The sequence below is a fragment of the Actinomycetospora sp. TBRC 11914 genome (assembly GCF_012933465.1).
Lineage (GTDB): Bacteria > Actinomycetota > Actinomycetes > Mycobacteriales > Pseudonocardiaceae > Actinomycetospora.
On sequence record NZ_JABBND010000006.1, the window covers coordinates 108,130 to 121,739 of the forward strand.

Consider the following 13,610-nt stretch of genomic DNA (forward strand, 5'->3'; position numbering starts at 1 on the left):
GGGGACGACCGGTGAGCCGGCGGCTGGGGGTGTCCGCTGCCCTCGTCGGCGGGGTCCTGCACCCCGGCGACGTGGCGATCGCGGACGGCCGGGTCGAGGCCGTGGGGCTGCCGGCCGCCCGGGGAGGGGCGCTCGCGGTACCCGGGCTCGTCGATGTGCAGTGCAACGGCTACACGGGGATCGACCTCACCGCGCTCGGCCGCGCGGAGCCCGACGAGGCCGTGGCCCAGGTCGGCGCGCTGCGCCGGGCCGTCGTCGCCGACGGCGTCACGGCGCTCTGCCCGACGATCATCACCGCGGCCCCCGACACCTTGACCGGCGCGCTCGCCCACCTCGACCGGGCCCGCCCCGACCCGGCGGGGGCGCGGCTGCTCGGCGCCCACGTCGAGGGGCCGTTCCTCTCCCCCGCCCGCGCCGGCACCCATCCGCCGCGGCACCTCCGCGACCCCGACCCGGCGCTGCTCGCGGCCCTCCTCGACGCCGGCGAGGTCGCGCTCACCACCGTCGCCCCGGAGCTCGACGGCGCCCTCGCCCTCGTCCGGCGGGCGCTCGCGGCCGGGGTCACCGTGATGGCCGGGCACTCCGACGCCACCGCCGCGCAGGCCCACGCCGGGTTCGACACCGGGGTCTCCGGCGCGACGCACCTGTTCAACGCGATGAGCGGGTTCGCCCACCGCTCGCCGGGCCTCGCGACGGCCGCGCTCGCCCACCCCGGCACCGTGGTCACGGTGATCGCCGACGGCCACCACCTCGACCCCGACGTGCTGCGCGTCGTCGCCGCCGCGGCGCGGGACCGCTGGGCGCTGATCACCGACGCGACGGCCGCCTCGGGGATGCCGGAGGGCAGCTTCACCCTCGGCGACGTCGAGCTCACCCTCGCCGACGGCGCCGTCCGCAACCCCGACGGCACCCTCGCCGGCAGCGCCGCGACGCTCGCCGGCTGCGTGCGCGCCGCCGTCGCGGCCGGCATCGACCCCGCCGCGTCGCTCGTCGCGGCCACCGCCACCCCCGCGCGCCTCGTCCCGCCCGCCCGGCGCCCGCACCCCGACCTCGGCGTGCTGCGCCCCGGTGGGGTCGCGGACGTCGTCGTGCTCGACGACGCGCTGCAGGTCACGACCGTGCTGCTCGCCGGGAAGGAGGTCGCCGCGTGACCCACGCCGTGGACCTCGCCGTGATCGTCGCCTACCTGGTCGCGATCGCCGTCGTCGGGCTGAAGCTCTCCGGGCGGCAGCGCTCGGCCACCGACTGGTTCACCGGCGAGCGCTCGCTGCCGTGGTGGGCGGTGATGTTCTCGATCGTCGCGACTGAGACCTCGACCCTCACCGTGATCAGCGTGCCCGGGGTGGCCTACGGCGGGTCGTTCTCCTACGTGGAGCTCGCCGTCGGGTACCTGATCGGCCGGGTCCTGGTGGCGTTCGTGCTGCTCCCGCTGTACTTCCGCCGGGACGTCGTGTCGGCCTACCAGTACCTCGGGCAGCGCTTCGGGCGGCCGACCCAGGGCCTGGCGTCGCTGACGTTCCTGGTCACCCGGCTGCTCGCCGAGGGGGTGCGGCTCTTCGCCGGCGCCATCCCGATCAAGCTGCTGCTCGCCGAGCTCGGGCTGGACGTGAACTACGTCGTCATCGTCCTGGTGATCACCGCGGTCACCGTCGCCTACACCTACGTCGGCGGGATGAAGGCCGTGGTGTGGACCGACTTCCTGCAGATGGGGCTCTACGTCGTCGGCGCGGTCATCTGCGTCGTGGTGCTCGCGACCCAGGTCGGTGCGGCCGGCTGGGCCGCGGCGTGGGAGGCCGGCAAGTTCACCGTGTTCGACTTCGCCAAGCCCGTCCTGACCAGCCCCTACGCGTTCGTGACCGCGGTCGTCGGGGGTGCGCTGCTGACGATGGGCTCGCACGGCTCTGACCAGCTCATCGCCCAGCGGGTGCTCTCCTGCCGGTCGCTGTCCGACGGGCGCCGGGCGATGATCGGCTCGGCGGCCGCCATCGGGGTGCAGTTCGCGCTGTTCTCGCTGGTGGGGGCGCTGCTGTGGGCCCGCAACGGCGGGGCGCCGCTGTCCGCACTGCACCTGACGAGCGACCAGGTGTTCGGCGAGTTCATCCTGCGCGACCTGCCGACGGGCCTCTCGGGGCTGCTCGTCGCCGGGATCCTCGCCGCGACGATGGGGTCGTTGTCCGCCGCGCTGAACTCGCTGTCGACCTCCACGCTCACCGACCTCGTGACGTCGTGGACGCGGTGACGGCCGGCCGAGGGCACGATGCTCACCCTCGCCCGGTGGATGACCGGGATCTGGGCGCTGGTGATGGTCGGGATCGCGTCGGTGTTCACCTCGACGAACGACCCGGTGGTCGAGCTCGGCCTCTCGATCGCCTCCTACGCCTACGGCGCGCTGCTGGGGGCGTTCCTGCTCGGGCTCCTCGTCCCGCATGCCGACGGCGTGGCCGCCGTCGTCGCGTTCGTCGCCACGCTGCTCGTCACCGCCTGGGCCGCCCTCGGCATCTCGATCGACGGGCAGCCGCTGGCGTTCCCGTGGTTCGTCGTGATCGGGGTGGTGGTCACGCTCGTCGTCGGGGGTGCGATCTCCGGTGCGCTCCGCGCTCGTGAGCAGAAAGTGCCGGTATAGCGACACTTAGTGCTCACGAGGGCTCCGCCCACCTAGAATCTCGACCGGCGCGATGCCCTCGTCGGCGGGGAGGTCGAACCCGAAGAGCCGCGCGTAGAAGGCGAGCTCGGCGTCGAGCGCCCGCCGGATGTTCTCGGCCTTGCGGAACCCGTGCTGCTCCCCGGCGAAGAGCAGGTACGCGACCGGGACGCCGCGGTCGCGCAGCGCGTCGACGATCATCTCCGACTGGTTCGGCGGGACGATCGCGTCCTCGTCGCCCTGCAGCACGATGAGCGGGGTGGCGAAGTCCTCGACGTGGTGCAGCGGGGACCGCTCGACGTAGACGTCGCGGTCGGCCGGGTAGGGCCCGACGAGGCCGTCGAGGTAGCGCGACTCGAACTTGTGCGTGTCGCGGGCGAGCGCCTCGAGGTCGGCCACCCCGAAGTGGTCGGCCCCGGCCGAGAACGGGGTGTCGGCGCGGGCCAGCGCGGCCAGCGTCGTGAAGCCGCCGGCCGAGCCGCCGCGGATCGCCATCCGCGCCGGGTCGACCCGCCCGGCGTCGGCGAGCGCCCGGGCCGCGGCCAGGCAGTCGGCGACGTCGACGATCCCCCACGCGCCCTGCAGCTGCTCGCGGTAGGCGCGGCCGTAGCCGGTGGACCCGCCGTAGTCGACGTCGACCACCCCGAACCCGCGGCTGGTCCAGTACTGCAGCCCGACGGCGAGCACCGGGGTCGCCGCCCCGGTCGGCCCACCGTGGATGACGACGAGCAGCGGCGGCAGCTCGCCGTCGGGTCCCGTGCCCGACGGCGGGTAGTACAGAGCGTGCGCCTCCCGCGCGGCCCCGTGGACGTCGGTGGACGCGTACACCATCGGCTCGGGCACCGAGATCGTCGCGGGGTCGAGGCCGAGGTCGCGCGGGGCGCGCAGGGTGGTGACCGCACCCGCCGTCGTGACCCGGTGGACCCCGGGCTCGCTGGTGGGCGAGCCCGCCACGCACACCACCGCGTCGGGGCCGTCGGCACGCACCGAGCGGATGGCGGTGAAGCCGGTGTCCAGCGTCGTCAGCGAGCCGTCGGGCTCGCGGACCACGAGCGCGTCGAACCCCTCCGACGAGCGCGCGAACACCACGTGGCCGTCGTCGAGCACGGCGTGGCGGGACCCGCCGAGCTGCCAGGCCGGGACCCCGATCTCGGCGTCGAGGACCACGAGCGCCTCGACGCCGCGGGCGGGGGTCCAGCGGTAGAGGTTCCACCAGCCGGTGCGGTCGGACAGGAACGTGAGCGTGCCGTCGCGGTGCCAGGCCGGCTCCCCCACCGACTCCCCCGGCCCGCCGGCGACGACGACCTCGTCACCGGAGCCGAGGTCGCGGACCCGGAGCACGGTGTCGTCCCACGGCATCGAGGGGTGGTCCCACGACACCCAGGCCAGCCGGCCGCCGTCGCGGGAGATCCGGGGGGCGGCGACGAAGTCCGGGCCGCTGACGAGGACCTCGGGGGTGGACGGGCCGCGGGCGTCGAGGCGCACGACCTCGTTGACGACCTCGGTGGCCGGGCCGCCCGCGCTCGGGTGGTGCTCGCGGACGCAGACCAGCCAGGTGCCGTCCGGGGCGACGTCGCCGTCGGCGAAGCGGTCACCGCGGCGCACCGCCGGTTCCGGGGTGAGCACGGTGACGGTGCCGTCGGTCTCCCGGCGGCGCAGCCGCTGGTCGGTCCAGTCGACGACGAACACCACGCCGGGCTCGGCCGGCGAGGTCCACCAGGCGCCGCCGCCGTACTCGTGGACCGCGGTGCGCGCGTTGCCGCCGTCGCCGAGCAGGTCGGTGACGGTGCCGTCGACCGCGCGGCGGACCAGCTCGGTCCGCCCGCCCTCGCTCGCCCGGCCCTCGCCCCAGATCAGGGCGCCCGTCCCGTCGGGGCGGACCTCGTCGAGCCGGACCGCGGCCGTGACCACCAGCTCGGAGGTCACCGGGGTGGGCCAGGAGCCGTAGGCGGAGATCGACACGGTCGCCACGCTAGTCGGCGTCGGTCGGGGTGATCGGGGGCCGTCACCGAGCCCGTCGGCCGCTCCCGGCCGGGCCCGCCACCCATGATCGCGACTTCGGCGGCGCGTCCTGGCGCCCGTTGGGCGTGTCGCCACCGAAGTCGTGATCATGCGCCGTCACCGGGCCGGACGGCCGCACGCGGAAGGGCCCGCCCCGCACGCGCTGCGGGGCGGGCCCTTCCGTGGCGCGGTCAGGCCGCCACCGGCTCCTGCACCCGGCCGGCCTCGGCCGCCGGCGACGTGCTCGCCCCGTCGCGACGCAGCCCCTCGGCCTCGTGGGCCGCCTGCTCCGCGGCCGCCTTGCGGTTCGGCAGCGCGAGCCGCCAGATGGTGCGGATCGAGCGCCAGAACTGCTTCGGGAACGGCCCGATGTTGTACGGGAGGTCGTACTTCGCGCAGATCTCCTTCACCCGCTCCGCGATCTCCGGGTACCGGTTCGACGGCAGGTCGGGGAAGAGGTGGTGCTCGATCTGATAGCCGAGCGAGCCCGACATGACGTGCATCAGCCGGCCACCGGTGAAGTTCGCCGAGCCGAGGAGCTGGCGCAGGTACCACTCGCCCTGCGTCTCGTTCTCCAGCTGCTCCTCGGTGAACACCTCGGCGCCGTCGGGGAAGTGCCCGCAGAAGATGATCGCGTAGGACCAGACGTTCCGGATGAGGTTCGCGGTCATGTTCGCGGTCAGCGTCGTGAGGAAGAACGGACCGGTGAGGAGCGGGAAGAGGAGGTAGTCCTTCCCCATCTGCCGGCGCATCTTGCGGCCGACCTGCTCGAGCTTGGCCTTGAACTCCTCGGGGTCGGAGATGTCGCGCTTGAGCAGGCCGTCGATGTCGAGGTCGTGGATGGCCACCCCGTGCTGGAAGAGCAGCATCAGCAGGGTGTTGAACACCGGCTGGGCGAGGTTGACCGGGTTCCACTTCTGATCCGAGGTGACCCGCAGGATCTCGTAGCCGACGTCCTTGTCCTTGCCGAGGACGTTCGTGTACGTGTGGTGCAGGTAGTTGTGCGAGTGCTTCCACTGCTCGGCGGGGCAGACGTTGTCCCACTCCCAGGTGGCCGAGTGGATCTCGGGGTCGTTCATCCAGTCCCACTGGCCGTGCATGACGTTGTGGCCGATCTCCATGTTCTCGAGGATCTTGGCCACGCCCAGCAGGGCGGCGCCGGCCATCCAGAGCGGCGGCACGACGCTGCCGAACAGCGCCGCGCGCCCCGCGATCTCGATGCGGCGCTGGGTCCGGATGATCGAGCGGATGTACTCCTCGTCGGCGGCGCCGCGGGAGGCCTCGACGTCGCGACGGATCTGGTCGAACTCCTCGCCGAGCGCCTCGACGTCGGCGTCGGTGAGGTGGGCGAACTCGGTGATGTCGGAGATGGCCATGGTCGGCTCCTCTCTCTACAGGTCGACGGTGCAGTCGCCGGCGGCAGCCGTGACGCACGTCTGGACGGTGCGGGTGGACTGGTCGGTCTCGGCCACGCGGTGCTCGGTGCCGTCGCGCAGGTCGCGGACGGCTCCGGTGCGCAGCGGCGCGACGCAGGTGTGGCAGATGCCCATGCGGCAGCCGAAGGGCATCGGGACGCCGGCCTGTTCGCCGGCCTGGAGCACGGTCGTGGCGCCGTCGGTCTCGACGGTGCGGCCGCTGCGGGCGAAGGTGATCGTGCCGCCCTCGGCCGAGCCCGAGAACGACGCCGCGAACCGCTCGAGGTGCAGCGCGTCGGCGAGGCCGGCGTCGGCCCAGAGCTTCTCGGCGTCGTCGAGCATCGCGGCCGGGCCGCAGGCCCAGGTCTCGCGCTCGCGCCAGTCGGGGACGAGGTCGCCGAGGGCCGTACGAGGGGAGGATCCGGTCGCTCTATCCGAGCGAGGGGTCCCCTCGCGCGGAGGGGTCGCGGGGCTCAGGTCGAGCCGGCCGTCCGTGCTCGTGTGGCGCTGCACGATCCGCCAGCCGGGGTGGCGGCGGGCGAGCAGGTCGAGCTCCTCGGCGAAGAGCGCCCGCTCGGCGTCGGGTGCGGAGTGCACGAGGACCAGGTCCTCGGTCCCCGCGGGCCGCCGGTCCAGCGAGCGCAGCATCGCCATGACCGGGGTGATCCCGGAGCCCGCCGTGAGGAAGAGGACCTTCCCCGGCAGCGGGTCGGGCAGCACGAACTCGCCCTGCGGGGGCGCGAGCCGCACGACGGTGCCGGGCTCGACGCCGTGCACGAGGTGGTGCGAGGCGAAGCCGTCGGGCATGGCCCGCACGGTGATCACGAGGCGCCGGCCGTCGCGCGACGGTGGCGTGGTGAGCGAGTACGACCGCCACACGTAGCGGCCGTCGATGGCGACGCCGATCCCGACGTACTGCCCGGCGGTGTGCTCGAAGGTCCAGCCCCAGCCGGGCTCGACGACGAGGGTCGCCGCGTCCTCGGCCTCGGGGGTGACGCTGACGATGCGGCCCCGCAGCTCACGGGCGGACCACAGCGGGTTGACGAGGGTCAGGTAGTCGTCGGGGAGCAGCGGGGTGGTGAAGCGGGTCGCGGCGGCGCGCACGCGGCGCGCCAGCGGCGAGTCTCCGATCGCTGTCACGGTCTCTCCTCTGCCTGGTGAATTACTAGGTACCAGGAGTACCGGAGACCGGCGGTGTCCGCTACCCACGGTACCGGGTCGACCGCACGATCCCGGTCACACGCGTCGTTGTGCGCCAGCGCACACGTGCGTGCGTTTCCGTGTCAGGGCACGGGAACGCACGCACGAGCGCCGCAGGCGCGAAGGCGGGAATTACTTCCCGATCGCGGTCGCCCCGGCGGGCCACCGTCCCGCTTGACTCGGTGTCGACATGGTTGGCCGGACCCGAGGAGGACCCGTGGGCGGGACGGAACTCGCCGTCGACCTGGTGGTGCTCGCGATCGTCGCCCTCGCCGCGCTGCGGGGCTGGCGGCGCGGCGGGACCGCGCTGGTGCTCTCGCTGGCGGGGGCGGTAGCCGGGGTGTTCCTCGGCGGCGCGCTCGCGACGTGGTGGGACGCCTCGTCCACGGTGCTGCTGATCGTCGCGGTCGTCGTCGGCGGCCTGATCGGCCTCGGGGTCGGCCGCCGCCTCGCGGACGCGCTCGCCCGCCGCGGCGACGGCCGGATCGCCCGCCCGCACCTGCTCGAGCGGGTCGTCGGGCTCGTCGCCCACGGGGGCCTCGCGCTGGTGCTGTGCGTCGTGGTCGGCGCGGTGCTGGTGGCGATCGGCCCGTCCGGGCTCGGGCAGGCGGTGCGCGGCAGCTCGGTGCTCACCGCGACCGCCGCCCACCTCCCGACGGCGTCGCAGCTGGCCGGCCACGTCCCGGGGCTGGGACGCGTGGTCGCCGTCGGGAGCACCTCGTGACCGCCCCGGGAGGGACACCCCGCCCGACGACGGGTCCGGCACGGCCCCCGCTGCTGGCCCCCCGCGCTCGGCTGGTGCTCGGCGGGTCCGTCGTCGGCGTTCTGCTGCTGTGGTGGGCGACGGGATCGCTGCTGGTGGCGCTGCTCGTCCTCGTGTTCCTGGGCCTCGCGGCCGGGCTCGCGGTCGTCGTGGCCGGGTGGGCACGCCCGCGCCCCGAGCCGCTCGACGCCCCGACCGCGGACCGCCCGACCGCCGACCTGTCGCTCGCCCCGCCCGCCGGGGCCCCGGTGCGCCGGGCGCTCCGCTTGGCGCTCGCGCGCCCGTGGGTGCACGGCGACGGGCTGCTGCGTGCCACCGCGACCCGGCTCGACGGGCCGGACGCCCTGGTGTGGACGCCGCGGGGCCAGCAGGTCGCGGCGCCCCACCTCTGGGTCGAGTGGAACCCGGTCGACGCCGCCGAGATCGCGGGGCGCCGCCCGCTCGAGGCGCTGGCCCGCGAGCTCGCGGAGGGCTACGTCGAGCGGGGACGCGAGCAGGGGGTGCGGCGGCTCGCCGAGCGCACCTGGGTGCACCTGCTGGTCTCCGACGACGTCCCGCTCGGGCGCGTCGTGGTCACGGCCGCCTTCTCCGAGCCGCAGCAACCGCCGGTGGCCGCGGCGTGCGCGTCGACGGCCGCGCCGCTGGCCCCGGCCCGCGGCGCCGCCCACCCGAGCCCCCAGCACCCGACCCCCCAGCACCCGGCTCCACCGCGCCCGGCCGCGCTGCCGGCCGCGCCACCGCGCGGCCGGCCCGCGCCGCCGGCCCCCGCCCGGCCGGCGGCGTCGGGACGGTCGTGGTCCGCAGGGGCGCTCGCCGCCATGGCGACGGTGTCCGTCCCGGCGCGGCTGCGGACCACGATCGCCCGCCTCACCCCCTCCCCCGCGCCCGCCCGCGCGGTCCTCGTCGTCGACGAGCCGGCCGGTTCCCGGCTGACCGACACCGACGTGGCGGGCCGGGTGGAGCTGGGTCGCGACCCGGACGGCGACGTCGTCGTCGACCACCCGAGCGTCTCCTGGCGGCACCTGGCCCTCGAGCCGGACCGCTCCGGCGGCTGGACCGTCACCGACCTCGGGTCGACCAACGGCACCACCGTCGACGGCGCGCCGGTCACCGCGCCCACGCCGCTCCCGCCCGGCGCAGAGCTCCGGCTCGGCGCCGACGGGCCGCGCCTGCGCCTGCAGGTGCCCGAGCGCCGCCCGTCGCCCGAACCCGGGGCGACGACCACCGCACCCGTCGTCGCACGCGGATACTGAGGCCCACGACGGCGGGAGGAGACCGGGTGAGGCAGGAGCGCGAGCCGGCGCGGCGACTGCCGCTCGGCGGGCTCGCCCTGCTCGACGTGCGGACCGAGCGGCGCCTCTCGGTGCCGTGGGGCGAGACCGTGACGATCGGGCGCAACGCCGCCTCCGACCGGCACGTGCACGTCGGCGACGACCAGGTCTCGCGGGTCGCCGCGGAGATCGAGGTGCGGGACGACGCCTACCTGGTGATCAACCGCCAGCGCCACGGCGGGCAGCTGACGCTGGTCGTGCCCGGGGTCGCCGGGCAGGACCGCATCCGGGCCGGCAACGGGCTGCTGGTGCGCGACTCCCGCGCCTCGCTGGGGCTCTGGCTCGCCGACGGGCGGGAGGTGACGCTCGCGCTGCTCGCGTTCGGGCCGCTGGGCGCCGCCGCGCTGTCCGGGTCGCACGACCTCGCGGGCGGCGCCACCGTCAACGCCGCCCTCCCGACCGACGAGACGTGGTGGTCGGTCCTCGTGGCGGCGTGCGGCCCGACACTGCTCGCGGCCGCCCGGGCCCCCGACGGCGCCGCGCAGAACCTCTCCCCGTCGCTGCGCTCGCCCCAGCACGTGCACGGCGACGCCGACCAGATCGCCGCCTGGCACCGCGAGGCGGGCCGGCCCGTGCCGAGCCCGAAGACCCAGAGCGAGGCGTTCCGCCACGCCCAGCGCTGGCTGCGGGGCGTGCGGCTCAACGACAAGACCCGCGGGTGGCGCGTCGCGGTCGTCGACCAGGTGATCGGGCTGCGCCTGGTGACCCTCGACGACGTCCGCCGGCTCTTCCCCGCCCAGGTCCCGGCCGAGCTGCCCGGCCGGGTCTGACGCCGGTCCCGACGCGCCCGGGATCCCTTGACTCGCTTCGATGGGGGTCGAGAACGTAGCGTGCAACCCGTCGCCGCGACGCGGCGTGCAGGGGGAACGCGTCCCCGTCCAGCCGGATGGGTGACGCGAGTTCGCGGTGGGGTGCTCCGCGAGCCGGTCACCAGTTCGGGGTCCACGCCTCGTGGTCGGTGACGGAGCACTCCGCGCCCGAGGGGGAACGAGGGCGGGATGACTCGACAGAACGGGTCGACGGGGCGGGACGGCGCGCGCCCGCAGCGGTCCGAGGCGACCGGTGCGACGGCGGGCGACGCCGCGGGCGGCGGGCCGCCGAACACCCCGGAGCCGTTGCGCAGCACGCCGGGATTCCTCGTGCGGCGGCTCTACCAGGCCCACGCGGCCGCGTGGCTGCGGCACGTGGACACCGCGCTGACCGGGCCGCAGTTCGCGGTGATGACCGCCGTCCAGGCCTACCCGCGGGTCGACCAGGGCTCCCTCGCCACCTGCGTGGCCCTGGACCGCTCGACGATGGCCGACGTGTGCCGGCGCCTCGAGGACCGCGCGCTCATCCAGCGCGACACCGCGCCCGCCGACGGGCGGCGCAAGCTGCTGAGCCTGACCGCCCAGGGCGAGTCGGTGCTCGCGGACGTCACGCGGCGGGTCTCACGGCTGAACCTGCGCCTGATGGACGGCGACGAGGACACCGACGGGTTCGCCGAGCTGCTACTGGCGCTCGACCAGCTCAGCGAGCGTTGGGAGCAGGTCGCGGACGAGGACGCGGTGTAGCGACGTCGTCCGCGGTCGTCCCGCCCGGGCTCGCCGGAGTGTCCGCCTCCTCGGCGTCCCCCGCGGCCCGTCGCTGCGCCCGCATGAGCAGCAGGCCGATGCCGAGCATCAGGGTCCCCGCGATCAGCACGACGGCGACGACGTAGGGCAGCCACCCGTTGCTGGTCAGCGCGAAGGTCAGCACGTAGGCCGACGCGAGCACCCCGACCGGGAAACCGAGCCGGAACAGGAAGCGGTTGCGGTCGGTGTCCGGCGGCGGCCAGGTCGGGGAGCCGAGCATGGGGTGACGGTACGCGCATCGACCTCGCGCCCGGCGTCGGGAAGGCTCTGCGCGTGACCCGCGGCGCCCGCTTCGACGACCTGCGCGCGGGGCGCGCGCTGGCCTTCGATCCCCCCGAGGAGGTCCTCGTCGCACACCGCCCCGACGAGGTCCCCGGGGTGCTCGCCGCCCTCGACGCGGCGACCGCGTCCGGCGCGTGGGCCTACGGCCACCTCGCCTACGAGGCCGCGCCCGGCCTGGACCCCCACCTCGTGACGCACCCGCCGGAACCGGACGGTCCGCCGCTCGCCTGGTTCGGCCTCGTCGGCACCGCGCCGCGCGCCGTGCCGGTCGTGGAGCCCGCCGGCGCGCCGCCGGGCCGGTGGCTGCTGCGCGAGGACGCCGCGGCGCACGCGGACCGGGTGGCCCAGGTGCGCGCCCACATCGCCGCCGGGCTCACCTACCAGGCCAACCTCACCGCCCGCGTCGACGGCGTCCTGGACCTGGCCGCCGACCCCGACCTCGCGCGCCTGTACGCCGACCTCGCCCACGCCCAGCGCGGCGCCCACCACGCCCTGCTCGACCTCGGGCGCTTCGTGGTGGTCTCGGCGAGCCCCGAGCTCTTCGTCCGGCGCACCGGCACCGAGCTGACCGTCCGGCCGATGAAGGGGACGGCGGCCCGCGGGCGCACGGGCGCCGAGGACGCGGCCGTGGCCGCACGGCTGCGCGCGGACCCGAAGGAGCGCGCGGAGAACGTGATGATCGTCGACCTGCTGCGCAACGACGTCGGCCGGGTGGCGGTGGACGGGACCGTCCGGGTCCGGTCGCTGTGCGCGGCGGAGCGGTACGAGACGGTCTGGCAGCTGACCAGCGAGGTCGTGGCCACGGTGCGGCCCGACGTCGGGGTGGCGGCGCTGATGGGCGCGCTGTTCCCCTGCGGGTCGGTCACCGGGGCGCCGAAGGGCTCGACGATGCGGCTGATCGCCGGGCTCGAGGACTCCCCGCGCGGCGTCTACTGCGGCGCCCTCGGGTGGGTGGCGCCGCCCGGCCACGGGACGGATCTGCCGGACGTGCAGTTCTCGGTCCCGATCCGCACCGCCGTCGTCGACCGGGCGCCGCCCGGCGCGCCCGCCGGCGTCGCCCACGCGGTCTACGGCACCGGCGGCGGGATCACCTGGGACTCCGACGCGGCCGCCGAGCACGCCGAGCTCCGCGCGAAGGCGCGGGTGCTCACCCACCGCACGCCGCGCGCCGACCTGCTGGAGACCTTCGCGGTGCGGGACGGGCACCCGGTCCACCTCGGGCGCCACCTCGCGCGGCTGGCCGACTCCGCGGCGTTCCTCGGCCTCGACGACGCCGCCGTCCGCCCGGTGCTCACGGAGCGGCTGGCCGGGGTGCGGGACGCCCGGGTCCGGGTGGTGCTGCACCGCGACGGATCGGTCGAGGTGACGCTCGCCCCGCTGCCGCCGGACGCCGACCCCGTCGTGCTCGCCCCTCCCCTGCTCACCGACCCGGTCGACGCCGCGGCCGTCTGGCCGCACCACAAGACGACCGACCGGGAGCCCTACGCGCGCCGCCTGGCCGCCGCGCGGCGGACCCACCCGGACGCCGACGACGTCGTGCTCGTCAACGGCGCCGGCGAGCTCACCGAGACGACGATCGCCTCGCTCGCGGTGCTGCTCGACGGCCGGTGGTGCACGCCGCCGCTGGGCGGCGGGGCGCTGCCGGGGGTGGGCCGGGCCGTCCTCGTCGAGCGGGGCGACCTCGTCGAGCGCGTCCTGGTCCCCGAGGACCTCGGGCGGGCCGACGGGGTCGCGGTGGTGAGCTCGCTGCGGGGGTGGCGCCCGGCCGTCCTCGCCGGGACCTTCACGCCCCCGGCGCGGCGTCCGTGAGCAGCGGGCGGCGGCGGGGCAGTGCGTCGGCGTCGAGCCCGAGCTGGTCGGCGAGGCCCAGCAGGTCCCACACCAGCCGGGCGCGGGTGATCCGCGAGCGGCGCACCCCGACGACGGTGAGGAGGTCGACCTCGACGCCGCGACCGGTGCCGGGGACGCCGGGCAGCAGCCACGGCACCTCGCGGTCGTGGGTGAAGGTCGCGGTCGCCTCGTCGACGACGCGCCAGCGGTCACCGGTGCGGGAGCGCTGGCGGACCGCGAGGTCGGCCGGGCGGCCGGGCACGATCCGCTCGGCGACGTGGTCCCGGATCGCGTCGGCGCCGGTGACGACGATGCCCACCGGGTCGATCTCGAGCCGGGCGTCCGGGGCGAGCAGCGCGTGGACGGCACCCGGGTCCGGCCGCAGGAGGGCGGCGACGAACGCGTCGCGCACGCGCTCCACCTCGACCATGAGGTCCTGCACGGCCTTCGTCACGGAGCACCTCCGTGCCACACCATGCGTGACCGGTGATCCCCGGGCAACCCGGACGCGGCCCGGCGGCGACCGGAGCGCGG

The 13,610-nt window shown here is 75.8% G+C and carries 13 protein-coding genes; 8 read left to right on the plus strand and 5 right to left on the minus strand.

Going from position 1 to position 13,610, the window contains the following annotated elements; genetic code table 11:
* Positions 1 to 11 precede the first annotated feature (11 nt).
* Genes HH311_RS12350 through HH311_RS33265 form a run of 3 tightly spaced genes read left to right on the plus strand, consistent with a single transcriptional unit; the run spans position 12 to position 2,623 of the window.
* A complete protein-coding gene (locus tag HH311_RS12350; RefSeq protein WP_169183960.1) occupies positions 12 to 1,151 on the plus strand; it encodes an N-acetylglucosamine-6-phosphate deacetylase in 1,140 nt (379 codons plus the stop codon).
* Positions 1,148 to 2,239 carry a sodium:solute symporter gene (locus HH311_RS12355; protein ID WP_312030105.1) on the plus strand — a complete coding sequence of 364 codons (1,092 nt, stop codon included), beginning with the start codon at positions 1,148 to 1,150 and terminating at the stop codon, positions 2,237 to 2,239. Before HH311_RS12350 ends, HH311_RS12355 begins: the two co-directional genes overlap by 4 nt.
* 18 nt (positions 2,240 to 2,257) lie before the next feature.
* A complete protein-coding gene (locus HH311_RS33265; protein ID WP_312030106.1) occupies positions 2,258 to 2,623 on the plus strand; it encodes a hypothetical protein in 366 nt (121 codons plus the stop codon).
* Between the two features lie 6 nt (positions 2,624 to 2,629).
* Here HH311_RS33265 and HH311_RS12360 read toward each other — a convergent pair whose 3' ends face one another.
* The 3 genes from HH311_RS12360 to HH311_RS12370 all read right to left on the minus strand — a co-directional run bounded on the left by HH311_RS12360 (position 2,630) and on the right by HH311_RS12370 (position 7,197).
* Positions 2,630 to 4,603 carry a prolyl oligopeptidase family serine peptidase gene (locus HH311_RS12360; protein ID WP_312030107.1) on the minus strand — a complete coding sequence of 658 codons (1,974 nt, stop codon included), beginning with the start codon at positions 4,601 to 4,603 and terminating at the stop codon, positions 2,630 to 2,632.
* 230 nt (positions 4,604 to 4,833) lie between these two features.
* Positions 4,834 to 6,018 carry an acyl-CoA desaturase gene (locus HH311_RS12365; protein WP_169183962.1) on the minus strand — a complete coding sequence of 395 codons (1,185 nt, stop codon included), beginning with the start codon at positions 6,016 to 6,018 and terminating at the stop codon, positions 4,834 to 4,836.
* Between the two features lie 15 nt (positions 6,019 to 6,033).
* Entirely contained in the window at positions 6,034 to 7,197 is a 1,164-nt protein-coding gene (locus HH311_RS12370; protein WP_312030108.1) for a ferredoxin reductase, read from the minus strand.
* 277 nt (positions 7,198 to 7,474) lie between these two features.
* Here HH311_RS12370 and HH311_RS12375 point away from each other — a divergent pair, with 277 nt between their 5' ends.
* From HH311_RS12375 to HH311_RS12390, 4 genes are all read left to right on the plus strand, one after another.
* Complete coding sequence (locus tag HH311_RS12375) at positions 7,475 to 7,981, plus strand: CvpA family protein (RefSeq protein ID WP_169183963.1); 507 nt, start codon at positions 7,475 to 7,477, stop codon at positions 7,979 to 7,981.
* On the plus strand, positions 7,978 to 9,273 hold the full coding sequence (locus tag HH311_RS33270) for an FHA domain-containing protein (protein ID WP_169183964.1): 1,296 nt from the start codon (positions 7,978 to 7,980) through the stop codon (positions 9,271 to 9,273). The genes HH311_RS12375 and HH311_RS33270 overlap by 4 nt, the downstream gene beginning before the upstream one ends.
* Positions 9,274 to 9,299: 26 nt before the next feature.
* Positions 9,300 to 10,121: an FHA domain-containing protein gene (locus HH311_RS12385; RefSeq protein WP_169183965.1), complete on the plus strand. Its 822-nt coding sequence runs from the start codon at positions 9,300 to 9,302 to the stop codon at positions 10,119 to 10,121.
* Positions 10,122 to 10,349: 228 nt separating this feature from the next.
* Positions 10,350 to 10,904 (plus strand): MarR family winged helix-turn-helix transcriptional regulator, encoded by a 555-nt coding sequence (locus HH311_RS12390; RefSeq protein ID WP_169183966.1) that lies wholly within the window; start codon positions 10,350 to 10,352, stop codon positions 10,902 to 10,904.
* On the opposite strand, the gene HH311_RS12395 is transcribed toward HH311_RS12390, so the two are convergent.
* Complete coding sequence (locus HH311_RS12395; protein WP_169183967.1) at positions 10,861 to 11,184, minus strand: hypothetical protein; 324 nt, start codon at positions 11,182 to 11,184, stop codon at positions 10,861 to 10,863. The genes HH311_RS12390 and HH311_RS12395 overlap by 44 nt on opposite strands.
* A 53-nt stretch (positions 11,185 to 11,237) precedes the next feature.
* Between HH311_RS12395 and HH311_RS12400 the strand changes: the two genes are divergently transcribed.
* The gene (locus HH311_RS12400) at positions 11,238 to 13,055 is read left to right on the plus strand and encodes a chorismate-binding protein (RefSeq protein ID WP_169183968.1); all 1,818 of its coding nucleotides are present in this window, start codon (positions 11,238 to 11,240) and stop codon (positions 13,053 to 13,055) included.
* Here HH311_RS12400 and HH311_RS12405 read toward each other — a convergent pair.
* Positions 13,030 to 13,530 carry a nuclear transport factor 2 family protein gene (locus HH311_RS12405; protein WP_169183969.1) on the minus strand — a complete coding sequence of 167 codons (501 nt, stop codon included), beginning with the start codon at positions 13,528 to 13,530 and terminating at the stop codon, positions 13,030 to 13,032. The genes HH311_RS12400 and HH311_RS12405 overlap by 26 nt on opposite strands.
* Positions 13,531 to 13,610 lie beyond the last annotated feature (80 nt).